Origin of the sequence: Halorubrum marinum (assembly GCF_048381195.1) — an archaeon.
Taxonomy (GTDB): Archaea; Halobacteriota; Halobacteria; order Halobacteriales; family Haloferacaceae; genus Halorubrum.
This window is the reverse complement of record NZ_JBLWMM010000002.1, coordinates 1-23,508: the sequence shown is the minus strand read 5'-3', so window position 1 is coordinate 23,508 and position 23,508 is coordinate 1. Positions and strand designations below refer to the sequence as shown.

Below are 23,508 nucleotides of genomic sequence, written 5' to 3'. Positions count from 1 at the left end.
TTCGGCGCGACTGCACAAAAGGGTTCACCACACGGGCGGGAGACGGGGATCAGTCCCCCGTGACGATCCGAATCGCGGTCGGCGGTGGCCCGAACCGCAACCGGCGGTGGCCCGAACCGCAACCGGCGATGACCCGGGTTGCGGCCGGTAGGGATAAACCGCCCCCGTCCGCAACGAGGGGTATGGACGATATCGATATCGACACGCGCGTCACGGGGGAGCGCACCATCATCGACGTGACAGGGACTCGAGACCTCGCCGTCGTCGTTCGGTCGGAAAGCGGCGAGCGGATCTACCTTCCGCCGGAGCGGTTCGACGAACCGGTGTCGTCGTCGCCGTACACCTCGCCGTACCAAGGATCAGGGGTCGACGGCGAGGAGAGCCCGTACGGGGGCGAATCGGGGAGCACGCGCGGAATGATCGACACCGCTGACGGGTTCCGGATCACCCACCCGGAGCCGGCGACGGAGTTCGACGTGTATCGGGGCGACGAGGAGTAGCCGAGAACGACGACAGGGCGTAGTCGAGAGCGACGCACTGCGGGCCTTAGGCGACGTCTTCGTACACCGCGAGCGTGTCTTCCGCGACTTCGATCCACTCGCGTCGCTCGTACGTCGGCGGCTCCTCGCGGTCGAGCGCCGTCACGAGCCCCTCGACGATCGACTCCGAGTCCGTCTCCACCTCGACGAGACAGCCGTCGGGGAGCACCTCCGCGACGCCTGACGGGGTGGCGACGACCTGCGTGCCCGCTTCCAGCGCCTCGGTGATGGTGATGCCGAAGGGTTCCGCGTACGAGGGCGAGACGAACGCGTCGGCCGCGGCGTAGTAATCTCCCAACTCCGCCTCGGGAACGTACCCCACGAACTCCACGCGGTCCTCGATACCGATCAGTTCGGCGAACCGCTTCAGCTGGTCCGTCTGGTGGCCCGACCCGCCGACGACGAGGGTGGTGTCGCGGCCGCGGAGCTTCTTCATCGCGTACAGCAGGTGCGAGATGCCCTTCTGATCCGTGTGGCGGCCGACGAAGAACAGCATCTCGCCGTCGATACCGAGGTCCGCGCGGACGTCTTTCCCGGAGAATTGGGGAGTCGAGAAGCCGTTGTACACGACCCGCGAGTCGGCGTCGTACAGCTCTCGGATGTCCGCGCGGACGATCTCGCTGACCGCGATGTTCGTGTCGGCGGCGTTCGCGAGCCGCCGCTCGGTCTCGACCTCGCGTTTCGGCGGATTGATGTTTCGATCGCTCGCGAGCGAGTGGAACGACGACACCCACGTCGCGTCGGACGCGCGCGCCGCCTGCCGACCGGGTCCGTACCCGAACCAGTCGTGCGTGTGGATCACGTCGTGGTCGGGAGCGAGCTCGGCGAATCGGTCGCTGAGTCGGCCGACGCGGGCGGCGACGTCTCCTTCGCCCGTCTCGACCGGTTCGAGTCCCGGTTCGTCGTCCGGCGCGAACTCCGCGGGTAACACTAACGTGGCGTCCACTCCGAGCTCGTCTCGGAGCCCCGAGAACAGTTCCCCGACGTGAACGTCGAGACCGCCGGTGATGTTCGGCGGGTATCCCCACCCCAGCATGAGTACGCTCGGTGTCATGCTTCCCCGTTTCGTGAGTCGGTACTTAGGTATGACCCTCGCTCGCGGGTGGAGGACGGGGTCGAGGGGGGTCAGAAAAGCGGAACGAGCGACACGAGCAGACTGAGAGAGAAGAGCGGACGAGCGCCAAGATCGAAAGCGCGGGAGGGAAAGAAAACGAGTGACCCCGGATTTCGGGCGGTCCGTTCAGGCGGCCTTGACCGCGTCGCGCAGCGCTGCGGTCCGATCAGTGATAGAGCCGGCGGCGTCCGCGAGCACGTCGAGCGGGTCCCCGGACTCGGCTTTCACCGTCAACACCGGCTCGGTCTGGCCGCCGGACTGCTCGGGGTTCACGTCGTACGTCGCGGCCGCGACGTCGTCGGCCTCAAGCAGGACGCCCTTCAGCACGTTCATGAACGTGTGGTCCTCGCCGGCGATCTCGATGCGGAGTTCCGTGTCGGTCTTTTCGATGACCCGCAGTTCCATGCGTTCCGATTCGCCCGAGGCGCGTTTCAAGCTTTCGTCTCCCGGATATTCGGGGTTGCGGACGACCCGCACACCGGTCGGCGTCGACACCGAGGTCGGGCGTCGTCTCCGACGAGACAGCGGCTTCGCTCGCGGCGGAGTCCGGCGCGATCCGAGAGACGAATCCCCGCGCAGATTCCTCATGTTAATTTATTATATTCCCGTGAGAGCGGGTAGACGAGGTACATACAGTATGACACACGTAACATTAGACGTCGCCAAGGAGGTCATCGCAGCCGCGGAGGAGGAAGCCGCGGGCATAGACGTGCCGATGTGTATCGCGGTGATGGACGAGGGTGCGAACCTCGTCGGCTTCCACCGGATGGACGGTGCGCTGCTCGGGAGCGTCGACATCGCTCAGAACAAAGCGTACTCCTCGGTGTCGCTGAAGTTGGACACCGAGACGATCAACGAGGAGTCACAGCCGGGCGCGTCGCTGTATGGGATCGGGAACACGAACGGCGGGCGAATCGTCACGTTCGGTGGCGGGTTCCCGCTAGCGGACGACGGAACCGTCGTCGGCGGCGTTGGCGTCTCCGGCGGCAGCGTCGACGAAGACATGGAGGTTGCACAGGCAGGGGTGGAGCGCTTCGAGAGCCTCTGAGGACGCAGGTCGCGGGACTGTTCCCCGAGAGAGCGCTCAGAGGACACTTTTCACTGCGATCACCGTTCTCGTCGTCTTGACTGGAATTAGGCGTAGAAGCTCGTGTACCGAGTGTACCGAGTGTACGCCGATCGAAATCGCATATGACCGGGTTTCAGTACCTGAACGCGATACATCTCGATCAGTCAGCGTAATTCAATTTTGCATCTGCGATTCCACCGAATCCGTATTCAGTAGCCTCGGACTTCGCAGCTCAGGAGACGTCGATAAGCGTGCGAACCGCTCTATGACTCCCTGGAGTATTACAGCAGGCTGAACCGACGGCGCCGTCGCTACGCGACTGATAAACGGAGACGGTGCGTGGGTGCGCTCGACGACGAGTTACTCGGCGTCGTCGACCGCGACCTCGTCGGCGTCGACGTCGACGGCCGTTTCCTCTTCGGCGGCGACCTCAGACGGACGCGCCTCGAGGGTCAGCTTCTGGACCTCGACGCGGCGGAGCGGGTAGATCAGCTTCGCCTCGCCGTAGATCGCGGAGGAGAGGTTCCCGTCGACGATCGCGTCGACGAACGCCTCGAAGGTTCGCTCCTCGGCGGCCGCGTGGACCTTATCGATCATGACGCGGCGGATGGCCTTCTCCTGGGAGCGGTCGGCCTTCTTCGTCGTCAGCGCGACGGGCTGGACGCGGATTCGGTAATCGTCCGTCGTCAGCACCGTGATCGACGCCTCGACCTTCGAGGCGCCGCGGCGGACGAGCGAGCGCAGGTAATCCCGCGTGAGCTCGTACGTGATGAACTCGGTGTAGGCCGTGTCGCTGCCGACGTCGGTGATCTTGAACGTCAGCTTCGTGTTGTTCGCACCGGAGTCGCCGGTGAGCTCACCGAGCGTCGTCGTGATCGTGCGGCCGACGACTTGGCTCGGCTCCTCGGCGAGGGTCTCGCCGAGTTCCTGTCGGTCGAACTGTTCGGGCGCCAGCACGGTGTACCAGCGCTTCTGGTCTCTGCTCTTGGATACGGATCGTTCGCTCATGTGTTGGTGTTGGTGTCTGCGGTAGTGTCTGCGTTGGTGTCGCTATCGGCGGAGCCGTCCGTGCGCTCGGCGACTCCGCCGTCGTCGGCCGCCGCGAGATGCGCTCGCGCGCGGTCGATAACTCGGTCGGCGACCCGGAGGTTCACGACGTAGTCGTCCACGGTCGACCGGAGACCGCCGGTGGTCGGCCGCTCGACGGTACACTCGATGGCGTCGCCGTCGACGCGAGTCCGGATCGACTCGGTGTCGTCCGGCGCCAGCGCGGCGGCGACGAGCGCGGCGTCGGCGTGGGTCGTCCGAACGGTCGCGGTCCGGGTCGCCCCGGAACCGACATCCGCGTCGGTCCGTGGCTCCGCGCCGGTCATAGCGCCTCCCGGAGCGCGGCGAGCGCGCCCGTGATGTCGCCGCCGTTCGTGTCGACCGATACCGGTTCGTCGGCGGTCCCGTCGTCACCGACCGCGAGCCCGCCGCAGTCGGCGGTTCCCCAGCCGGCGCCGTCGAACTCCGTGGCGACCGACCGGCAGGCGTCGCCGAGACCGATCGGCTCGGTGGCCGCGTCGTCTGCTGTGCGGCCCCCGGCAGTCGCGGCGGCCGCCAGTGTTCCAGACGACTCGTCGACGGCGACGGCGACGGGTTCCGGCGATCGGAAGTCGCGGACGAGCCGAGCGACGGTCGAGAGGACCGCGGCGGTCGAGGCGTCGTCATCGCGGCCATCGGTATCGTCACCGTCCCCCGCGACATCGAGACGAGCGACGACACAGCCGTCGTATCGGCTGATCGTCGCCGCATCGAGCGCGCGGTGTGCCGCCACTCCGTGGGTCCGCCACGCGTCGAGCGCCGCGGTCCGAAGCGTCTCGCTTGAGTCGGCGTCGAGCGCCAGTGCGACCCCCGTGCCGGGAGCCTCACGGGCGAGCGCGTCGAGCACGTCGGCGTAGCCGCCGACCGTCTCGAACGGCGCCGCGTTCTCGGCGATCGCGTACGGGCGGAGCGCGCGCTCGACCGCCGACGCGGCCCGAGCGCTCGCCCCGTCCGCGTCCGCGACGTCGACGGCGACCAGCGACGCGAGCCGCCGGTGCGCGTCGGCGTCGAGATCGGCCGGGAGGCCGAGCCCGTTCACGGCGTCGCTCGCTGCGTCCGAGTCGCCGGAGTACGGGACTCGGATCAACGTCGAGGCCGCGAGCCCGTCCGCGAGGTCCGCGGTCGGGAGTGCGACGCCGGGACGGCGGCGGATCGATCCAGCCGAGTCGGCGGCGTCGAGCGCGTCACCGGACCCGTCCGTTCCGGGGACGGAGCCGGCCGCGACGACGCCAGCGAGGGCGACGACCGGGTCGGGGTCGACGCCGAGTGCGCGGGCGGTCGCGAACGCGTCCACGCTCGCCGGTCGAGCCGCCCCTGGAATTGCGTGCGGGCCGCGGGTAGTCCCGATCGTCACCGCGACGGTGTCGTCGCTGGCGACGGGGACCGGATCCCGAGAGATGCGGACCTGAAACGGCGTGCCGACCGCTCGAAGCGCTCGGGCGAGCAGCCCGGCGGCTGCCAGCGCGTCGCCGTCGTCGGTCGCGACGAGCCGAACGAACGGCGCGTCGACGAGGACGTCGGCGAGGGCGTCGGGGGCTGACTCGGCGGACGTCGTTTCGGTCATCGTGGGTTGTGGGTCGCGTGGTCGGGTCGTATGGTCGGATCGCGTGGTCGGCGCGTCGTGACGCTACGCGTCGCGTGTCGTGCGGTAGCGTTACTCGTCTTCGAGCAGCTCGGCGGCGAGTTCGTGGGTGTACGTGAACTCCTCGTCGAGCTCGTCGCCGCGGTAGTAGTTCACGAGGCGGCGGATCTTCGATTCGGTGTTCTGGAGCGAGCGCTTGTTCTGGTAGTCCTGGCCGTTCTCGGCCATGTGCTCGCGAAGGCGGACGGCGCGGGCCATCAGGTGGCGGAGGTCTTCGGGGTACTCCGACGCCGCGTCGTGTTCCTCGAGGATCTCGGTGAGCTTCTTGCCGGTCGCCAGCTTCACGTCGGGGACCGGGACGCCCTTGACGCCCTCGTCACGGAGTTTGAGTCCGATGACGCTGGGGTCGTGGCCCTGTTCCGCTAGTTCGACGACGCGGGACTCGATGTCCTCGGCGTCGACGTCGCTCCACTCCGGGTTCTCGTCCGTCGCCGGCTTGTCCGAACCGGACGAACCGCGACGGCGCGTGTGCATTCGTGCCATTGTTGGAAATTGGAACGGCACAACCACAAACGTGACCGCGACTCCGCGCGGCGCGGCTGACGGTCGGCTCGCCGATGCGAGCGGTCCCGATGAGTCGGTCCGCGCGAGCGGGCGACTCGGGCCGCGACGCCGGAGGCGTCGGTGCACTGCTACATTCCCAAGCCGTGGGCGAAAAGGCCCCGGCGCGTCGGATCTGCAGCTGTGCTGTTCCCGTTCGACAGGTCGCCGTCGGGGTTCTTAAGCGTGTTCTTGTGCGATCGGACCGGACATCGGTGAGAGGCAGGCGCCGAGAGACGGTTCCCGGAGAGACGGTTACCCGAGAGACGGTTCCCGGAGGGACATCTCACGGCGAGGCGACCGTTGGAGAGACAACTGTTGGAGAGACGACCGTGGGAGAGATACGAGGATTTAGGTGGGCGGTCGAGTACCGGGTGCGTAGAAGCGAGCCATGACTGATCCATCCGAGGGCGATCCGGCCCACCGGACGGGCGAGGAGTCACCGGGCGACGAACCACCGGACTCGAAGCGGTCGAGCGCGACCCCAACAGGCGGCGGATCGCCCGGCGGCTGGTCGTCCCCCGAAGACGAGCCGACTACCGAGCACGAGCCGACTACCCCCGCGGAGGGGAGAGCCCTCGCCGACGGAGGTGGGTCGACCGCAGCCGACGGCTTCGACGACGGTTCAGAGGGCGAATCTGGACATCGGATCGCGTTCTACGGCGGGAAGTGGATGAGCACGATCCCGCTCGGCGTCTTCATCCTCTGGGCGATCTTCCAGAGCGGCGTCCTCGGAATCGGCAGCACGGAAGGGCTCGTTGTCGGCGCGCTCGTCGGCACGATCCTCGGGATGTTCCTCGCGCGCGGCGACTGGAAGACGTACGCGGACACCATCTTCGAGGGAATGACCCAGCGGGTCGCGGCCACCGCCATCGTGGCGTGGCTGTGGGCCGGGATGTTCGCCGAGACGCTGCAGGTCGGCGGGTTCGTCGAAGGACTCATCTTCGCGGCCGACGCCTTGAACGTCGGCGCGGCGACGTTCCCCGCGGCCGCGTTCGTCCTCTGTGGACTGCTCGCGACGGGGATCGGGACCGGGTACGGCGCCACCGTCGCCTTCGTGACCCTGTTTTTCCCCGCCGGCGTGCTGATCGGCGCGAACCCGGTGTTGCTGTTCGCCGCGATCTTGTCGGGCGCGGTGTTCGGTGATAACCTCGCGCCCGTCAGCGACACGACGATCGTGAGCGCGGTGACGCAGGACGCCGACATCGGTGGCGTCGTCGCCTCGCGGTTCAAGTACGCGATCATCGCCGCGGTGCCGGCGTTCATCGCGTACCTCGTCGCTGGCTCCGTGCTCTCCGGAGCGAGCCTCGAGGGTGCCGCAGCGCTCCGCGAGACGGCGACCGCACCGGGGCTAGTCCATCTCCTCTCGATGGGGGTCGTGATCGCGACGGCGATCGCGGGCCGGCACATCGTCGAGGCGATCTCGTGGGGACTCATCGTCGCGATCGCGTTCAACCTCGCGTTCGGGCTCTCGTCGGTGAGTGACATCCTCGCGTTCACCGTGACCGAGGCCGGGACCTTCACCGCGCTCCCGTTCGTCGCGGTCGGCGAGACCGCGGGCGTCGGCGGGAGCCTCTACAGCGGCGCGATCGGCTTCTTCCCGCTCATCGTGTTGACGCTGCTGATCGTGGCGATGGCGCAGATCATGATCCGCGGCGGCGGGTTCGAGGCCATCCAGGAGTTCCTGCTCAACTCCGTCGCGACCAACGTCCGCCGCGCCGAGGTGACGATGGTCGCCGGAACGGCGGCGATCAACGGCATGATCACGATCAACACGGCCGCCGAGATCGCGATCGCGCCGTACATCGCGCGGATCGGCGAGAAGTTCAACATCAACGGCTACCGGCGGGCGAACATTCTGGACGCGAACACGTCGGCGCTCGGTTACATCTTCCCGTGGGCGGGCGGCGTCCTCGTGGGCTACCAGGTGATGGTCGGGCCGGGCGGGCTCGGCGAGCAGTACGGCCCCGAGATGGTCGTCAACCCGATCGACGTCGTTCCCTACGTGTTCCACGGGTGGTTCCTCGTGATCGTCTTCCTGCTGGCGGCGATCACCGGATTCGGCCGCGAGTACATTCCCGACCGCGCCTCCGAGGAGGTGTCGCGCGCATGAGCCGCTTCGAGAAGTTCCTCGCCGGCTGGTCGTTCCGGAGCGCGACCCCGGACTACGAGCCCGGCGACGTGATCGAGGTGATGGTGACGGGCGACGCGGACGGCACGGCGGTCGCCCGCATCGGCGACTCGACGCTCCGAATCGACGGTGCGCCAGCCGACGCCGTGAACACGCGGGTGCAGGTCGCGGTCGAGACGTGGGACGAGACGCGTCACGCCGGGACCGGGACCTATCGCGAGACGGTCGGCGAGAGCGCGTTCTGAGTCGATTCGGGGGCGCGTTCGACGGCGGTGTTCCCCCCGGATCGGCCGGATAGACCGGATCGGCCGGATCGGGGCGCTTTTTTACTCAACCACCGAAGCTCCGGCCGTGCTATCGGTCGAGCTGCATACCCACTCCGAGCTGTCTCATGACGGGCGCGACCCGGTCGACCTCCTCTTGGAGCAGGCGGCCGCGATCGGGCTCGACGCGCTCGCCGTCACGGACCACGACGAGATCGACGCCAGCGTCGAGGCCGCCGAGCTGGCCCCCGACTACGGGCTCGTCGGGATCGTCGGTATGGAGGTGACGAGCGCGGCCGGACACATCCTCGCGTTCGGCATCGGCGAGCGCGTCGAGAGCGGGCTCTCCTTCGACGAGACGCTCGACCGAATCCACGACCAAGGCGGGATCGCCGTGATTCCGCATCCGTTTCAGAAGTCCCGTCACGGCGTCGCCGCGCACATCACCGACGATCAGCTGGCGAGCGCCGACGCCATCGAGGTGTACAACTCCCGGCTGTTCACCGGACGCTCGAATCGGCAGGCCGAGAAGTTCGCGATCCGCAACGGACTCCCGATGACCGCCGGCAGCGACGCGCACATCTCCGAGATGGTCGGACAGGCGGTGACGGAGGTCGGCGCGGACGACCGGTCCGCGGAGGCGATCCTGTCGGCGATCGCCGACGGCCGCACCAGCGTCGTCGGGAAGCGAACCCCGTGGCGCGTCTCGCTCCGCCAGTTCGGCGGCGGCGCAAAGCGCCGCGCGCTCCGCGCGGTCAGATCCCTGCGCTGATCGCGATGACGGGTGACCGCTCCGAGGCCGATCGTTCCCCACGCTCCGACGGGGGAGGCGTAAACCACCTCCGCGGCGCGCCCGCGGAGCGCGTTCGCGCTGCCCTCCGCGACGGCGACTCGCTTCCCGGTGGTCGGGGATTCGCCGGACTTCTCACGGACCCGCCGGGACGAGGGGGACCGGTCCTCGCGCGCGACGTGCTCGGTCGCGAGCCGCTGTTCGTCGAGCGCGGAGTTCTCTCGGCCGCCGAGACTGACGGCACGGAGGGCCGCGGCGACCCCACTGAGCGGGGCGCGTGGAGCTTCGACCGGGCTGATCTCGACGATCCTCAAGCGGTGCCAGCGGGGAGCGTCGTCTCCGCGAACGGAGTCGAACGCGTCTGGGCGCTGCCGGACGAGGAGCCAGCTACCCCCGCGGACGGCCAAGCAGCCGTCGACACCGCGATAGCCGCGTCGCTAGACGAAGTCGGCGGCGAGAGAGCGGAGATTGCCGAAAACGACGACCTCGCGGTCGCCTTCTCCGGCGGCGTCGACTCCGGGCTCGTCGCCGCCGGAGCACCGACCGCCCCTCGGTACGTCGCCGGCTTCGAGGGGTGCCACGACGTGGCGGCCGCGCGGGAGGCCCACGCCGAGATGGTCGGCGACGGCTCCGGGCCTCCGTTGCACGTCGTCGACATCACCCACGACGACCTCGTTCGCGCGGTCCGCGCGGTCGCGCGTGCGACGGGCCGACGGAACCCGATGGACGTCGCGATCGCGGTACCGCTGTACCTCACGGCGGAGGCCGCCGCCGCCGATGGAGCACAGCGGGTCGCGGTCGGTCAGGGCGCGGACGAGCTGTTCGGCGGCTACAGCAAGGTCGTCGACCCCGCCGCGGACCACCGCGTCGACGCCGACACGGTGCGCGGCGCGCGCACCGAGACCGTCCGAACCCTCCCGGAACAGCTCGAACGCGACGTGCTGGCGATCCGCGCCGCCGGGGTTGAGCCCGTCGCACCGCTGCTCGACGACCGGGTGATCGCGGCCGCGCTCGCGCTCCCGGGAGCGCTGCTGGCGAGCGGCGGGGAGCGAAAGGTCGCGCTCCGACACGCGGCTCGCGGTCACGTCCCCGAGTCGGTTCGGACGGCGGACAAGAAGGCGGTCCAATACGGCACGTACGTCTCCCGCGAACTCGACCGACTGGCGCGACAAGCGGGGTTCAAACGCCGGATGGACGACCACGTCGGGCAGTACCTCGACGCGCTGCTGGCCGACGAGTAACGCCTCGCGGTCGGGGAACACGACATACGCACAAAAACGGCCCGTGAGGGCCGATGCTGACCAAGCCGCCGTATGGAGTACCAGTCCTACGGCCGACGCCCGATCGTTCGGGCGTCTGCTGACGAATAGCGGGGACCGGTATAAAATCCGGGGAGTAGTGACAAATATGACTGCAGAAGCGGACACGTAGCTGACGAACAGTCACCGATCTACCGAATTTGGTTCGAACGATCCGATCGGTGTCGACATCGGCCGTCGAAACTTCACATCCATCCGGTCGGGCATCGCTGGAACCACCCGCGGGTGTCGGTGGAACCCCCCGCGGGTGTCGGTGGAACCCCCCGCGGGTGTCGGTGGAACCCCCCGCGGGGATCACCTGACGAAGTACGGATCGCTCCCCGCGATGAAGCGGCCGAGGTCGCTCTCGCGTCGGAAGTCGGTCGACTGCAGTTCTCGGAGGGCTTCGACGAGTCGGTCGGCGTCGTCCTCGACCCACTCGGCCGGATCTTTGATCGGGAGGACGAGCCACCCCGAGCCGAGCAGCTCCTCCGCGTGGAGCGCGTCCATGTCGACGTCCGTCTTCCACGCTCGCGCGGTGTACTCCCTGAGCACGTGAGCCGTCGCCCGCGCGCCGACGGGAAGCAGGACGTGCGCGGCGATGGCGCGGAGCTCCGCGTCGAAGAATCGCTCCATATCGTCGTACGACCGGTCGCTCGGCGCGCCGTCGACTGCGCACATGTGGAGGTACGAGAAGTACGTCCGGCTGGCCCGGATCGGATCGACGGGATCGGTTGTCGGGGGCTCCCCGTTCCCCGAAGTAGGCTCGTTCCCCGAGGCGGGATCGCCTCCGTCGGAGGACGCTGCCGACGGGACGAGGGAGACCGTCCCGTCCGGCTCGGCGTCGGGGTGAAGGCCGTCGATGAGCCCGCCAGCTGTCAACGCTGATAGGAACGCGGGCGACCACGGCTCGCCGGTGAACGGGACGCCCGCCTCGAGACCACCGTGGACTCCGGGGTGGTCGCCGACGACGTGAAAGTCGGCGTTGGCGTTACCGTAGCCGGGGACGAACGACGGGCAGTCCGGACGCATGCCGAACGGGTTGCGCGTTCGGTCCGTGACGTTCTGCACGCGCCATCGTATGCGATGGACCGGTAATAGCCCGTTCGGTCTCCGACGGTCACGAGCGGGCCGTCGCGGACGGTCGCGACCGACCGAACCGACGCCGAATCGGTCACGAACCGACATCGAATCGGTCACGAACCGACATCGAATCGGTCCCGAGCCGCGATCCCGAGGCGCACTCAACAGCGGGGCAACGTGAGGCGCACGAGCCGCGATGGATTCTCATAACTTATGGAAACGAGGCGGGTGAGACCGCCTTGCGATATCCGTCGCACCGACGCTCGGCCGAGATAGTTCAGTATTGTTAACGAAAGACTCCAAATCGCCAGACTGCGTCGGGTTCTGTTCGACGAGACGGTCACAAGATATTTATATAACCCGCTGTTCCGGTCGGCCGAAGACCAATGTTCGACCGCATCCGCACCGCGGCCCTGTTCGGGCTGCACCAAGCGTCCGTCGCCGTCGGGATCTCGCTGTTCCCGGTGGCCCTCTTCGCCCGCGATCGGCTCGGTATCAACGTTCCCATCGGTCGGCTCGTCGAGACCACCGGCCAAGTGTACCAGAACGCCGACGACTGAGCGCTCTTCTCGTTCGATCCGCGTTCGTGCCGAGTCGACGAGCGACGGCCCGAGGCGAGTCACGGAGTAGACCGGCCAGCGATCCCGGACGAGACCCTCGCCGTTGTCGACAACCAATAGACCCGTCGGAACCGGCGGGCGGTCCCCGAAGGGTTGCCTTTATCTGCGCGCCGGGCCAATCGGTGCGTAATGCGAACACCGACTGGCGACCTCTCTAACGGACCGGCCGACGAGTTGGGTCGCGACCAGCCCGTCTTTGGACCGGAACTCGGCGAGTTCGAACACAGCGAACGCCGCGCGGCGCAGGCCGACGGCGAGGGCGAGATGAAGACCGGCACGACGACCGTCGGCATTCGGACGGCCGACGGCGTCGTGATGGCGACCGACATGCGCGCCTCCCTCGGCGGCATGGTCTCCTCGAAGGACGTTCAAAAGGTCGAGGAGATCCACCCCCGCGGCGCGCTGACGATCGCTGGCTCCGTCTCCGCCGCGCAGAACCTCATCTCGACGCTGAAAGCCGAGACGAGCCTCTACGAGACGCGCCGCGGCAAGGACATGTCGATGGAGGCGCTCTCGACGCTCACCGGAAACCTCCTCCGGACGGGCGCGTTCTTCATCGTCCAGCCGATCCTCGGCGGCGTCGACGACGAAGGCGCGCACATCTACTCCATCGACGCCCTCGGCGGCACGACCGAGGAGGAGTACACGGTCACCGGCTCCGGCTCGCAGTACGCCCTCGGTGTGCTCGAACAGGAGTACCACGACGAGGTCACCGTCGACGAGGCGACTGAGATCGCCGCGAAGGCGATCCAGTCGGCCGTCGAGCGCGACCTCGCGTCCGGGAACGGGATCAACGTCGCCGTCGTCACCGAGGACGGCGTCGACATCACCCGGCACAAGGATATCAGCGACCTGTTATAAGCGGCGGTAGCGTCGGCGGCTCGGTTCTATTTGTCCCGTCTCAACGCCCGACAGCACTTGTACCGGCGCGTTCACGCCCGGCCGTCGTCCGCGCTAGCCGGAGGCGATCGGATCCCGTCCCCCCAGTAGAATCGCGGCCCGAGAACGAGGTAGCCGACGGCGAGGAACAGCAGCGCGAACGCGAACCCCTCGCCGATCCACGGCGGGAGCATCGGGGTCACCACGTGTCCGAGCGGGGTGAGGATCACCGCGACCTGGACGACGCCCATGACGAGCGCGTCCTGCGCGTGGAGGTCGGGGTACGTGACCGTCGACCCCATGAGAAGCGCGAATGCGACAGTCCCGGCGACGAGGAGCGCCGGCTCGGTGTAGCCGGCGATGACCGCGGCCGCGAGAATCGTCGCGGCCAGCGTCGTCGGTACGCCGACCGTCTCTCGCCTGCCGCTGTCGTACGCGGTGTACATCCCGAGTCGGGCGACCGCCATGGCGACGAACAGTCCGCCGGCGGCGACGCCGAGGGCGACGAACAGCGGGTCGGTCGCGAACGAGTGCGACTCCAAAACGAGGAACGCGACGAGCCCCGCGGGCGCGACGCCGAACGACGCCACGTCCGCGAGCGAGTCGAGGTACGGACCGGCGTCGGTCGACCCGCGGTGGCGAGCGACGACGCCGTCGAGCCCGTCGGCGACGGCGGCGAGGAGGATCAGCCGGGCGGCGAGCCCGACATCGATGGTGGCGGCGACGACCGCGACGAACCCCAACGCCGCGTTCGCCACCGTCACCGCGTCGGCGAGTCCGAGACGCCCGACGAACCGCAGATACATGTCGTATCGGTCGACAAGCCGGGGTTTATGGCTTATTATTCGCGGAGATATCCGGCGTCGACCCGCCGCGTGCGGCTCGGTGAGCGAACCGCTCCGGAGTCACGGGACGTACCAGATCCCCCGCCCGGAGTCGAGCCACTCGCCGACGACCACGTGCGGGAGCGCGATGACACAGACGAAGATGGTGTAGAACGCGACCGCGCCGGGAAGGAGCGACGCGCCAGCGAGCGGATTCGGCGCCACGGCCCACAGCGAGGCCGCGACGAGCGCGGTCACGAGCGCGCCGACGACGAGGACGCCCCACGCCATCACGACCGAGACGCCCTCGGTTCGGCTCGGGCGCTCCTGCTCGACGACCATGCTCCGCGCGGACTGTCGCAGCGAGTACCACAGCGGGAAGTACAGGCCGATCGCGATAACGACAGGCACGAACGCGAAGAAGGCGACGAGCAGCAGCGTCTCGAACGCGTCGAGCAGCCACGACCGCGTGACGCCGCGACCGGTCACCACCCCGCCGACGAGATGAACGAGGACGGCGGCACCGAACCCGACGCCGAGCGCCGTGGTGAACGCGGTCGGAGCGGTCGCCGCCGGTCCGACCAGCTGTCCGTCGAACACGTTCAGCATGTACCCGGTGAACGCGTAGAACGTCTCCGTCCAGAACACGACCGGGACGATCATGACGGCGCCGCCGCGGACCAGCGCCGCGAGGGCCCGCTGTGGCCGTGAAGTCAGGTGGTCGGTGCCCACGAGCGCGTCCATCACGTGGAGGTCTCCGTGACCGCCCTTCGCGACCGCGGTCCCGAACGCGAGCGCGAGCGCCGGCAAGGGCGCGACCGCGAACAGGCCGACGAAGGCGACGACGAAGGCGAGATAGAGGACCACGTATCGCGCCCCGAACGGGAGTCCACGTCGCCGGAGGTTGGAAAAGTGCTCGTAGCCGCCGTGCGGGAGGTTCAACGCGACCATTCCGACGAGGTAGACGAGCATCTGCGTTCTGAGTGTCGGCTCCGTTCCGGTCGCGTACAGCGCGGCGAACCCGACGGTGAGTACCGCCAGCGCGCCGCGGGAGACATCGATTGCGGTCCGTTCCGGTTCCCCAAAGAATCGACGGCCGACGAGACTCGCGGATGGCGTCGACATACGCGAACGTACGAGCGCGTGCCCGTTGTGTGCTCAGTGCAATTATGGTGTCTTTTAAATAACACCCACGGTGGGATACCCGTGACACCCGTCGATGAGCGTCGCCTCGCTCGGGGGTCGGACAACATCAAACCTTAATCTCCGGCGGGACGAAGACGGGGGTATGCCGGGTTCACGGGCCTTGTTGGTCCATCCGGAAGACGGGGCCGACCGGATCACATCGGCGTTGGACGAAGCCGGGTTCGACGTGACGACGGTCCACACTGCCACGGCCGCCGTCGCGAAGGTGACTACCGGCGAGTACGACTGCGTCGTGAGCGAATACGCTCTACCGGGCGACGACGGCGTCGCCCTCGCGGGGGCTATAGAGGAGTCCGACGCGCGCGTTCCGGTGGTGATGTTCACCGCGACCGAAGGGGAAGCGATCCCGGAAACCGTCTTCGAGGGCGGCGTCGACAAGTTCCTCCACAAGAACGGCTCCGCGTCGATAGATCGGCTCGTCGCCGACGTGTCGGCGGTGTGTTCGAGCGAGGCGGCTTCGGGGTCACAGCGAGATATCACCGGCCACGAGCCCTCGAAGGGCGACATCGCTCGCGCGGTGAGCGAGGCGCCCGTCGGCCTCAGCCTCAGCGATCCGGAGCTCACCGATTACCCGCTCGTGTACGTCAACGACGCGTGGGAGGACCACACCGGGTACCCGATCGAGGAGGCGCTCGGTCGGAACCCCCGTTTCCTGCAGGGGCCAGGAACGGACCCCGAGACGGTCGAACGACTCTCACAGGCGATCCAGAACGAGGAACAGCTGACCGTCGAGATACGGAACTACCGACGCGACGGCACCCCGTTCTGGAACGAGTTGACGGTCGCTCCCGTGTACGACGACGGGGAGTTAGCCCACTACGTCGGGTTCCAGAACGATGTCACCGACAGAAAGACCGCAGAGCGGCTCGCCGAGGAGCGCGCGGAGAAGCTCGCGACCGAGCGACGGGCGCTCGATCGAGTGCTCGGGAGGGTAAACGGTCTTCTCAGCGAGATCAGTCGGATCCTCGTCGAGGGGCGCGACGCGGAGACGATCGCCGAGCGCGTCTGCGAGGAGATCGCCGACGAGCCGGGATACATGGGCGGCTGGATCGGCGAGGTTTCCTCGGCGACCGGGCGCCTGGAGATCACCGCCGCGAGCGGAGTCCCGGTGACGATCGGAAGCTCGTTCGCGCTCGACGAGACGCCGATAGAGGTGCAGCGTGCGATCGAAACCGACGAGGTTCAGGGGTGTGTCGCCGGGAGAGGGTCGGACAAGGAGCTCGGACCGCAGACAGTCGGCGGGGCGCGGCTCCTCGTCGTCCCCATCACCTACGGACATCGGCGATACGGCCTGCTGGGCATCTACAGCAGCGAGGGGGACGCGCTCGACCGCCGCGAGCGGAAGGTGTGCGAGTCGGTCGGCAAGATGATCGCGAACGGGCTCCACTCGGTAGAGACGACCCGGATCCTCACGACCGATCGCGTCGTCGAACTGTGCGTGACGATTTCCGACCCGTCGTTCACCCTTTCGCAGATCGCCGACGCGGTCGATACGTCCGTCGAGCACCTCGGGACGACGCGGCTCGACGACGACGCGTGCGAGCTGTATCTCAGGGCGACAGGCGTGAGCGACGACTACACCGCGGTCAAGGAGCTACCCTTCGTCAACTCGGTACGGCCCGTCTCAGAGACGAACGAGGATATCACATTCGCCGTCACGGCGACTGAGTCGCCGCCGCTGGCGCGGATCGCGGAGCACGGCGGCGTCGTTGTCGCGGTGACAGCGGAGGCGTCGAGCGCGGAGCTGACGATCGAGGCGCCTCCGGAACAGGACGTTCGGGGGATCCTCGACGTGTTCAGGGCCGAGTACGTGAACGTCGAACTCCGGTCCCGCGTCGAGCGGGAGAGCCGAGACCGGAGCCTGACCGAGTTCGCGGCGGCGGTGGACGACCGGCTCACGGACAGACAGCGGTCCGCGCTGAAGACGGCCGAGCTGAACGGGTACTTCGAGTGGCCTCGGCCGGTCGACGGCTCCGAGATCGCCGAGCGGATGGGGATCACCAGACAGACGTTCCACCAGCACCTGCGAGCGGCAGAGCGGAAGCTCGTGGAGGCGTACGTCGACCCCCGGTCGCGAGACTAGCCCGGTTATCGCCGGGAGAGACGAAACGAGACGAGTAATCAACGTCGTATCCGTATCAATGTTCGACGCACGAGACACCGTTCACATCGATGCCGACGTCGGTGCGGTCTTCGAGTTCCTGGACGACCCGCACAACCACGCCGCCGTGACGCCTGGGCTCACCGACGTCCGGGACGTCGAGCGGTTGCCGAACGGCGGCAAGCGGCTGTCGTACACCTATCGGATGGCCGGGCTGGGCATCGACGGCGAACTAGTGCAGGTGGAACACGAGCCGAACGAGCGGATGCGCTTCGAGCTTCGCGGCCGGCTGTCGGGGACGATCGATCTCACTTTTACCCCCACAAACGGCGGTACGGAGCTGACGTACGCAGCCGAGTACGACCTCCCGGAGAACGCGCTGACGACGGTCGGCGAACCCGTGATCCGCCGGTTCAACGAGCGACAGCTCCGGAAAACGCTCGACAACGTTGCGGTGGAGCTTACGTCGACGCGCGGATGAGCCGCCGAGTCGCACCGACTGAACGAACCGCCGAGTCGCACCGACTGAACGAACCGCCGAGCCACGTCGATTAAAAGGTGAGTCGCACCGTTGCGACGGTGTCGGGCGAAGTATTAAGCCCGCGATGGCCCAAATCGGGGTATGGATACGGTTCCCCTCCAGTTCGGGTTTGGTCTCGTAAGCGTCGGCCTGCTCTTCCTGCTATTGGTGGTCGTCACCCTCTGGCAGTCGTTCGAGATCGTCGACGCGTACGAGAAGAAGACGCTCACGGTGTTCGGCGAGTACCGGAAGCTGCTCGAACCGGGTATCAGCATCATTCCGCCGTTCGTCTCCCGAACGTACCCGTTCGACATGCGGACCCAGACCCTCGACGTGCCTCGTCAGGAAGCGATCACGCGAGACAACTCGCCCGTGACCGCCGACGCGGTCGTCTACATCAAGGTGATGGACGCGAAGAAGGCGTTCCTCGAAGTGGACGACTACAAGAAGGCCGTCTCGAACCTCGCGCAGACGACCCTCCGGGCCGTCCTCGGCGACATGGAACTCGACGACACGCTGAACAAGCGTCAGGAGATCAACGCGAAGATCCGCAAGGAGTTGGACGAACCGACCGACGAGTGGGGGATCCGCGTCGAGAGCGTCGAGGTCCGCGAGGTCAACCCCTCGAAGGAGGTCCAGCAGGCGATGGAACAGCAGACGTCTGCAGAACGTCGTCGCCGTGCGATGATCCTCGAAGCACAGGGAGAACGTCGCTCCGCGGTCGAGCAGGCGGAGGGTGACAAGCAGTCGAACATCATCCGCGCGCAGGGTGAAAAGCAGAGCCAGATCCTCGAAGCGCAGGGGGACGCGATCTCGACCGTGTTGCGCGCGCGGTCCGCCGAATCGATGGGCGAGCGCGCCATCATCGAACGCGGCATGGAGACCTTAGAGGAGATCGGCAAGGGCGAGTCGACGACGTTCGTCCTCCCGCAGGAACTCACCAGCCTCGTCGGCCGCTACGGCAAGGCCCTCTCCGGCTCCGACGTCCAGCAGATGGACGGCCTGGAGGGCCAGGAGTTCGACGCCGACACGCGGAAGATGCTCGGACTCGACAACATCGACGAGATCCTCGGCCAGATCGACGAGGCGGCGGAGATGGACGTCGAGGAACTGGAGAAGGAAGCCGAGGCGGTGAAGACCGGCGGCGCGGGCGCGGACATCAAGTCCGCCGACGAGGTCATCCAAGAGATGGACGAGGAGGCACCCGACGGCGAGGTCGAACGGGAGACGTAGCGCGAACACGGAGTTGAGCGAAGGAGCGTACCGCGGAGACGGACCCATTCCGCCCCGAACGATGCGTTTTTGTCGAGTCACAGACTAGTGTGCGTCGTGACGGACGGGTTCGACGGGAAAAAGCGTGAGACGCTCCGGCGGTTCGCCGCCATCGGAGCCGCCGCGCCCTTCGTCGGGTCCGCGAGCGCCGAGCGGGGAGACGACACCAACGAGACCCGTGAGGCGATTCGCGGATACGTTCCGACGACACCCGGTGCACACTTCTCGAAGCTCCGAGACGACCTCCGACTCGGAACCGGTGAGGCGCAGTACCACCTACGGAAGTTGGAGTCAGACGGCGAGATCGAATCCGCAAAGGACGCCGACTACCGCCGGTACTTCCCGACTGGGCGGTTCGACGACCTCGACAAGCGCGCGCTCGGCTACCTCCGACGCGACACGCCCCGCGGCATGCTGCTCGCCCTGCTGCGCGATCCCGAGGCGACGGGCGCGGATCTCGCGGACGAAGTCGGTGTCTCGCGACCGACGATAAGCGCCGCGGCCGCCGACCTCGACGATGCCGGGTTACTCGACCGAAACGACGGCTACGCGCTGACTGAGCCGGAGCGGCTGCTCACGCTCGTGGTTCGGTACGCCGACTCCTTCGACGCCGACGCGGTCGCGTTCGCCGACGACGCCGCCGCGTTCGTGCGGTACGACCCCGATGATTCCCGATGATTCGTAGCCCGCGAACGGTGCGTATTACGCGGTGACCATCCACGTCGTCCCGGAGGAGTACCCCCACTTTTCGACGTCGATGTCGGTCGCCGCCTCGGCGACCGCGGTCATGTTCGCCCCGACCTCTTTCGCCGAGAGGTCGAGATCGTCCGCGATCAGCCGCGATTTGAAGTACGTCCGGTCGGCGGCGTTCGTACGGAGATACTGAAGAATCTGCGCCTGCTTCGCGGAGAGACCCGCGTCGTCAGCGGCGTCAACGGCGACCGCGTTCGGTTGTACGGTACTCATGTCGAGAGACACGCCGTCTCGGCGTATAAGCGGGTTGGTAAATCGGACTAACACTACGCAGTCTGTCGATTTCGTGGCTTCACGCCGGGAGACGTCCACGCAGAGAGCGCCGTTTCGGTACGATCCCCGAACGTGCGCGCCGTTCAGTCTCGCACGAACGGCGGAACCCGTTCAGTATAGTTCCGAAACGAACGGCCCGGCAGCACCGGCGACCGCCGTTGCGAGGGCTTCTGCCCGGTCGACCCGCTCGTCGGTGAGCGCTCCGGCGGCACCGCCTCGCCTCGCGATCCCGGTCGTGTCGAGCGCGTCGTCCATCACGGGACCGAGCTCTTCCCCGTCGTCGACCCGGGCGGCGATGTCGGTCGGGAGTTCGAGACTCGGGCCAGCGCCGCGACCCGTACGGGAACCGTCGGAGACGACCGCCCACATGATCAGAAAGAGCCCGTCGGCCCCCGAAAAACGAGCGACACCGCCCTCGAGACCGACGGCGAGGTCGTACGCGCTCGCATTGAGGACGGCCGCTGCGCGGTTTTCGGCCCCCGAGATCGTCTCCGCGTGACCGGTCGGCTGCTCGCTCACGCCCGACGAGACCGGAACCGACTCGACGGTGAGCCGCTCGGCGCTCCCGAACGCCAGTTCGACCGCCCGCCGCTTCACCGGATTTCCGCTGCCGACGCCGATTCGCATACCGGTGCTCGGTCGAGCGGCTACGAATAAGCGTCGGGATGGAACAGCCGTGCCAGTCGCTCGACGCCGTCGATGAGCGCCGGGCTCGGTTGATTGAGTAGGGTGTCGTCGATCACGTGGACGGGCGCGTCGACGCTCCAGTCGCGACGTTCGATTTCCGCGGGATCGACGCGGTCGCCGTGCCCGCAGACGTGGACGACGACGTGGTCCGGGTCAGCGGCCGCGACCGCACCGAGGTCGACTTCCCGCGAGCGGTCGCCCGCGTCGACGAACGGGTATCGACCGCCGGCGGCGCGCACGGCGTCGGGAACCCAGTTTCCGGCGGCCATCGGCGGATCGGACCACTCCTCGCAGTAGACGGTCGGCCGCGGCCGGTCCGCGACCGCCTCGGCAACCCGGTCGAGTCGCTGGCGGGCTTCGGCCGCGAGTCGCTCCCCCGCGTCGGGCCTGCCGACGTCGGCGCCACGAGCGGCGAATCCCGCGATCGCCTCGTCGAGCGTCGCGGGCTCGCGGTGCCGCACGTCGAACCCCCGCTCACGACACTCGTCCGCGAGGTCGGCCTGCAGGCCGTCGCTCGTGAGGACGACGTCCGGATCGAGATCGGCGACGCGATCGAGGGAGGGGTTCAGCCAGCCGCCGACGGTTGCGGGGAGGTCCGCGGCGTCGCCCCCCTGCTCCGCGTGTGCGGTCCCCGCGTCCGGGTTCGGGTCGCAGTGCTGTGTCACGCCGACGAGCGCGTCGGCACCGCCGAGAGCGGTCGCGGTCGCGGTGGCGCTCGGTGCGAGCGAAACGACGCGGGGGACGGTCATGACCCGGGATCGGCGTTCGATCGTCGCAAGCGTTTCGATCGGCGAAAACACGTGATAGATCGTGTCCTTTCGTCGGGTTTCCGGCGACACGTTCCGGTCGTTTTAAGTCACGTTCCACCGTCACTCCGGTAAGATCGCTCTCGGGCGGCCTTCAGTTACCGGGAGACAGATAGCCATGAGTGAACGACTACATACACGCGGGAGTCGCTCCCGAACGGAGACGGAAGACGAATCGGAACGCACCGACGAGACGCTGAGCTGTCCGGAGTGCAGCGGGAACGTGATCAACGACGAGGAGCACGGCGAGAGCGTCTGTGCCGACTGCGGACTCGTCGTCGAGGCCGACTCGGTCGACCGCGGGCCGGAGTGGCGCGCGTTCGACTCCCGCGAGAAAGACGAGAAGAGCCGCGTCGGCGCCCCGACGACGAACACGATGCACGACAAGGGGCTCTCGACGAACATCGACTGGCGCGACAAGGACGCCTACGGGCGCTCGCTCGGCGCCCGTCAGCGCCAGAAGATGCAGCGGCTCCGCAAGTGGAACGAGCGGTTCCGCACCCGCGACTCGAAGGAGCGCAACCTGAAGCAGGCGCTCGGCGAGATCGACCGCATGGCCTCCGCGCAGGGGCTCCCGGACAACGTCCGCGAGACCGCCTCGGTCATCTACCGCCGCGCGCTCGACGAGGACCTGCTGCCCGGCCGCTCCATCGAGGGCGTCTCCACGTCCTGCGTGTACGCCGCCGCCCGGATGGCCGGCGTCCCCCGCTCGCTGGACGAGATCGCCGACGTCTCGCGGGTCGAGAAGGCCGAGATCGCCCGGACGTACCGATACGTGGTCCGCGAGCTCAAGCTCGAAGTGAAGCCCGCCGATCCCGAGCAGTACGTCCCGCGGTTCGCCTCCGATCTGGAGCTCTCCGAGGAGTCGGAGATGCGCGCGAAGAGCCTCCTGCGGAACGCCAAGGAGAAGGGCGTTCACTCCGGGAAGTCGCCGGTCGGCCTCGCCGCCGCCGCCGTCTACGCCGCCGCGCTCCTCACGAACGAGAAGACGACGCAGGCCGCCGTGAGCGAGGTCGCCGACATCAGCGAAGTCACGATCCGGAACCGGTACCACGAGCTGCTCGAAGCCGAGGACGGTCTCGTCGCGTAGAGCGGCTCTGGGTCGTATCGGCCGCCCGCCGTCCGAACGGTCACAGCTAAGTTTTCTCCCGCGAAATTCTCAGTCATGTTCGACGAGTTCGTGCTGACCGCGAGTACGGCAGACCTCTCTGAGGAGCCGCAGGCACGCGAGCACGCCGACGCCGCGGAGTTCCGGATGGATCTGGCGAACGGCCCGCTCGCGCAGCTCGACGCGTACGACGGCGATCTCCCCCTGCTCGTCACGAACCGGGCGTCGTGGGAGGGCGGCGAGGCGGAGGGGCTCGGGCGGTACGACGCGCTCTCGACCGCAATTTCCCACGACGCGGTCGCCGCGGTCGATATCGAGCTCGCCGCGCTGCGCGGGAACGCGCCGGAGGGCGAGCGGTCGCACGCGACCGCGCTCCGCGAAACGGCTCGCGACGCGGGCGTCGACGTGGTCGCGTCCGTCCACGACTTCGAATCGACGCCGGAGGTCGACGCGCTCGTCGCCCTGCTCGCTGAGGCCGCGAGCGAGGGCGACGTGGGGAAGCTGGCGACGACGGCGACCGCACCGGCGGACGCCCTCGCGATGATCGAGGCGACCCACGAGGCGACCGCGGCGGGCCGCCGCGTCGCGACGATGTGCATGGGCGAGCCGGGGCGGCACACCCGTGCCGTGACACCCGTGTACGGCTCGAAAATCGGCTACGCACCCGTCGATCCCGCGAACGCGACCGCGCCCGGACAGTATCCGCTGGCGACGCTCCGCCGGCTCGTCGACGACCTGCGGGACGGCGACGCGAGCGAGTGACTAGTTATAACTGATTGGCCGCGGCTGCGGCGGCTATTTATGAGTGAATCCGGTGCGGTGGCGCGTGCCTCCGAGTGGCCGCCCTCGGCGGCCGCGAGGAGCACCACGCGAGGGAGTCGCGGGGGGGGGGGGGCGCCCCCCC

Annotated in this window: 26 protein-coding genes; 14 read left to right on the top strand and 12 right to left on the bottom strand. The window is 68.0% G+C overall.

What is annotated here, in order from left to right:
* Nucleotides 1-182: 182 nt before the first annotated feature.
* Nucleotides 183-500 carry a DUF7510 family protein gene (locus tag ACNSN4_RS03480; protein WP_418284387.1) on the top strand — a complete coding sequence of 106 codons (318 nt, stop codon included), beginning with the start codon at nt 183-185 and terminating at the stop codon, nt 498-500.
* Nucleotides 501-546: 46 nt separating this feature from the next.
* Here the strand turns inward: ACNSN4_RS03480 and ACNSN4_RS03475 are convergent, their stop codons facing one another.
* Together ACNSN4_RS03475 and ACNSN4_RS03470 are read right to left on the bottom strand one after the other, a co-directional pair.
* Nucleotides 547-1,575 carry a glycosyltransferase family 4 protein gene (locus ACNSN4_RS03475; protein ID WP_418284455.1) on the bottom strand — a complete coding sequence of 343 codons (1,029 nt, stop codon included), beginning with the start codon at nt 1,573-1,575 and terminating at the stop codon, nt 547-549.
* A gap of 204 nt (nt 1,576-1,779) precedes the next feature.
* Entirely contained in the window at nt 1,780-2,058 is a 279-nt protein-coding gene (locus ACNSN4_RS03470; protein ID WP_418284386.1) for a DNA-directed RNA polymerase subunit L, read from the bottom strand.
* 232 nt (nt 2,059-2,290) lie between these two features.
* Here ACNSN4_RS03470 and ACNSN4_RS03465 point away from each other — a divergent pair, with 232 nt between their 5' ends.
* The gene (locus ACNSN4_RS03465) at nt 2,291-2,701 is read left to right on the top strand and encodes a GlcG/HbpS family heme-binding protein (RefSeq protein WP_418284385.1); all 411 of its coding nucleotides are present in this window, start codon (nt 2,291-2,293) and stop codon (nt 2,699-2,701) included.
* 381 nt (nt 2,702-3,082) lie between these two features.
* Here the strand turns inward: ACNSN4_RS03465 and ACNSN4_RS03460 are convergent, their stop codons facing one another.
* The 4 genes from ACNSN4_RS03460 to ACNSN4_RS03445 form a co-directional block, all read right to left on the bottom strand.
* On the bottom strand, nt 3,083-3,730 hold the full coding sequence (locus tag ACNSN4_RS03460; protein WP_418284384.1) for a 30S ribosomal protein S3ae: 648 nt from the start codon (nt 3,728-3,730) through the stop codon (nt 3,083-3,085).
* Nucleotides 3,727-4,095, bottom strand: coding sequence for a KEOPS complex subunit Pcc1 (locus ACNSN4_RS03455; protein ID WP_418284383.1), 369 nt, complete (start codon nt 4,093-4,095; stop codon nt 3,727-3,729). Before ACNSN4_RS03455 ends, ACNSN4_RS03460 begins: the two co-directional genes overlap by 4 nt.
* The gene (locus tag ACNSN4_RS03450; RefSeq protein ID WP_418284382.1) at nt 4,092-5,372 is read right to left on the bottom strand and encodes an exonuclease RecJ; all 1,281 of its coding nucleotides are present in this window, start codon (nt 5,370-5,372) and stop codon (nt 4,092-4,094) included. Before ACNSN4_RS03450 ends, ACNSN4_RS03455 begins: the two co-directional genes overlap by 4 nt.
* Before the next feature lie 90 nt (nt 5,373-5,462).
* Nucleotides 5,463-5,933, bottom strand: a complete 471-nt coding sequence (locus ACNSN4_RS03445) for a 30S ribosomal protein S15 (protein WP_418284381.1) — start codon at nt 5,931-5,933, stop codon at nt 5,463-5,465.
* Between the two features lie 448 nt (nt 5,934-6,381).
* On the opposite strand from ACNSN4_RS03445, the gene ACNSN4_RS03440 reads away from it, so the two are divergent.
* From ACNSN4_RS03440 to ACNSN4_RS03425, 4 genes are all read left to right on the top strand, one after another.
* On the top strand, nt 6,382-8,103 hold the full coding sequence (locus ACNSN4_RS03440) for a Na+/H+ antiporter NhaC family protein (protein ID WP_418284380.1): 1,722 nt from the start codon (nt 6,382-6,384) through the stop codon (nt 8,101-8,103).
* Nucleotides 8,100-8,366 (top strand): DUF7513 family protein, encoded by a 267-nt coding sequence (locus ACNSN4_RS03435; protein ID WP_418284379.1) that lies wholly within the window; start codon nt 8,100-8,102, stop codon nt 8,364-8,366. The genes ACNSN4_RS03440 and ACNSN4_RS03435 overlap by 4 nt, the downstream gene beginning before the upstream one ends.
* Nucleotides 8,367-8,472: 106 nt before the next feature.
* Entirely contained in the window at nt 8,473-9,156 is a 684-nt protein-coding gene (locus ACNSN4_RS03430) for a PHP domain-containing protein (RefSeq protein ID WP_418284378.1), read from the top strand.
* Between the two features lie 5 nt (nt 9,157-9,161).
* The gene (locus ACNSN4_RS03425; RefSeq protein WP_418284377.1) at nt 9,162-10,415 is read left to right on the top strand and encodes an asparagine synthase C-terminal domain-containing protein; all 1,254 of its coding nucleotides are present in this window, start codon (nt 9,162-9,164) and stop codon (nt 10,413-10,415) included.
* Between the two features lie 372 nt (nt 10,416-10,787).
* Here the strand turns inward: ACNSN4_RS03425 and ACNSN4_RS03420 are convergent, their stop codons facing one another.
* Nucleotides 10,788-11,543 carry a uracil-DNA glycosylase family protein gene (locus ACNSN4_RS03420; protein ID WP_418284376.1) on the bottom strand — a complete coding sequence of 252 codons (756 nt, stop codon included), beginning with the start codon at nt 11,541-11,543 and terminating at the stop codon, nt 10,788-10,790.
* Nucleotides 11,544-11,941: 398 nt separating this feature from the next.
* Here ACNSN4_RS03420 and ACNSN4_RS03415 point away from each other — a divergent pair, with 398 nt between their 5' ends.
* Nucleotides 11,942-12,115 carry a hypothetical protein gene (locus tag ACNSN4_RS03415; RefSeq protein WP_418284375.1) on the top strand — a complete coding sequence of 58 codons (174 nt, stop codon included), beginning with the start codon at nt 11,942-11,944 and terminating at the stop codon, nt 12,113-12,115.
* 189 nt (nt 12,116-12,304) lie between these two features.
* Complete coding sequence (psmB, locus tag ACNSN4_RS03410; protein WP_418284374.1) at nt 12,305-13,036, top strand: archaeal proteasome endopeptidase complex subunit beta; 732 nt, start codon at nt 12,305-12,307, stop codon at nt 13,034-13,036.
* Between the two features lie 71 nt (nt 13,037-13,107).
* Here psmB and ACNSN4_RS03405 read toward each other — a convergent pair whose 3' ends face one another.
* Both ACNSN4_RS03405 and ACNSN4_RS03400 read right to left on the bottom strand, forming a co-directional pair.
* The gene (locus tag ACNSN4_RS03405; protein WP_418284373.1) at nt 13,108-13,860 is read right to left on the bottom strand and encodes a protein sorting system archaetidylserine synthase; all 753 of its coding nucleotides are present in this window, start codon (nt 13,858-13,860) and stop codon (nt 13,108-13,110) included.
* A gap of 99 nt (nt 13,861-13,959) precedes the next feature.
* Entirely contained in the window at nt 13,960-15,003 is a 1,044-nt protein-coding gene (locus ACNSN4_RS03400) for a Brp/Blh family beta-carotene 15,15'-dioxygenase (RefSeq protein WP_418284372.1), read from the bottom strand.
* A 163-nt stretch (nt 15,004-15,166) separates the two neighbouring features.
* Between ACNSN4_RS03400 and ACNSN4_RS03395 the strand changes: the two genes are divergently transcribed.
* From ACNSN4_RS03395 to ACNSN4_RS03380, 4 genes are all read left to right on the top strand, one after another.
* Nucleotides 15,167-17,167 (top strand): bacterio-opsin activator domain-containing protein, encoded by a 2,001-nt coding sequence (locus tag ACNSN4_RS03395; RefSeq protein ID WP_418284371.1) that lies wholly within the window; start codon nt 15,167-15,169, stop codon nt 17,165-17,167.
* Between the two features lie 58 nt (nt 17,168-17,225).
* Complete coding sequence (locus ACNSN4_RS03390) at nt 17,226-17,666, top strand: SRPBCC family protein (RefSeq protein WP_418284370.1); 441 nt, start codon at nt 17,226-17,228, stop codon at nt 17,664-17,666.
* A 141-nt stretch (nt 17,667-17,807) separates the two neighbouring features.
* Nucleotides 17,808-18,938, top strand: a complete 1,131-nt coding sequence (locus tag ACNSN4_RS03385; RefSeq protein WP_418284369.1) for an SPFH domain-containing protein — start codon at nt 17,808-17,810, stop codon at nt 18,936-18,938.
* Between the two features lie 96 nt (nt 18,939-19,034).
* Nucleotides 19,035-19,655, top strand: coding sequence for a winged helix-turn-helix transcriptional regulator (locus ACNSN4_RS03380; protein WP_418284368.1), 621 nt, complete (start codon nt 19,035-19,037; stop codon nt 19,653-19,655).
* Nucleotides 19,656-19,679: 24 nt separating this feature from the next.
* On the opposite strand, the gene ACNSN4_RS03375 is transcribed toward ACNSN4_RS03380, so the two are convergent.
* The 3 genes from ACNSN4_RS03375 to ACNSN4_RS03365 form a co-directional block, all read right to left on the bottom strand.
* On the bottom strand, nt 19,680-19,943 hold the full coding sequence (locus ACNSN4_RS03375) for a DUF7123 family protein (protein WP_418284367.1): 264 nt from the start codon (nt 19,941-19,943) through the stop codon (nt 19,680-19,682).
* Nucleotides 19,944-20,114: 171 nt separating this feature from the next.
* Nucleotides 20,115-20,630, bottom strand: coding sequence for a DUF84 family protein (locus ACNSN4_RS03370; protein WP_418284366.1), 516 nt, complete (start codon nt 20,628-20,630; stop codon nt 20,115-20,117).
* A gap of 20 nt (nt 20,631-20,650) precedes the next feature.
* Nucleotides 20,651-21,439, bottom strand: coding sequence for a helical backbone metal receptor (locus ACNSN4_RS03365; protein WP_418284365.1), 789 nt, complete (start codon nt 21,437-21,439; stop codon nt 20,651-20,653).
* 175 nt (nt 21,440-21,614) lie between these two features.
* On the opposite strand from ACNSN4_RS03365, the gene ACNSN4_RS03360 reads away from it, so the two are divergent.
* Both ACNSN4_RS03360 and ACNSN4_RS03355 read left to right on the top strand, forming a co-directional pair.
* Nucleotides 21,615-22,586 carry a transcription initiation factor IIB gene (locus ACNSN4_RS03360; RefSeq protein WP_418284364.1) on the top strand — a complete coding sequence of 324 codons (972 nt, stop codon included), beginning with the start codon at nt 21,615-21,617 and terminating at the stop codon, nt 22,584-22,586.
* A 75-nt stretch (nt 22,587-22,661) separates the two neighbouring features.
* Entirely contained in the window at nt 22,662-23,366 is a 705-nt protein-coding gene (locus ACNSN4_RS03355) for a type I 3-dehydroquinate dehydratase (RefSeq protein ID WP_418284363.1), read from the top strand.
* Nucleotides 23,367-23,508 lie beyond the last annotated feature (142 nt).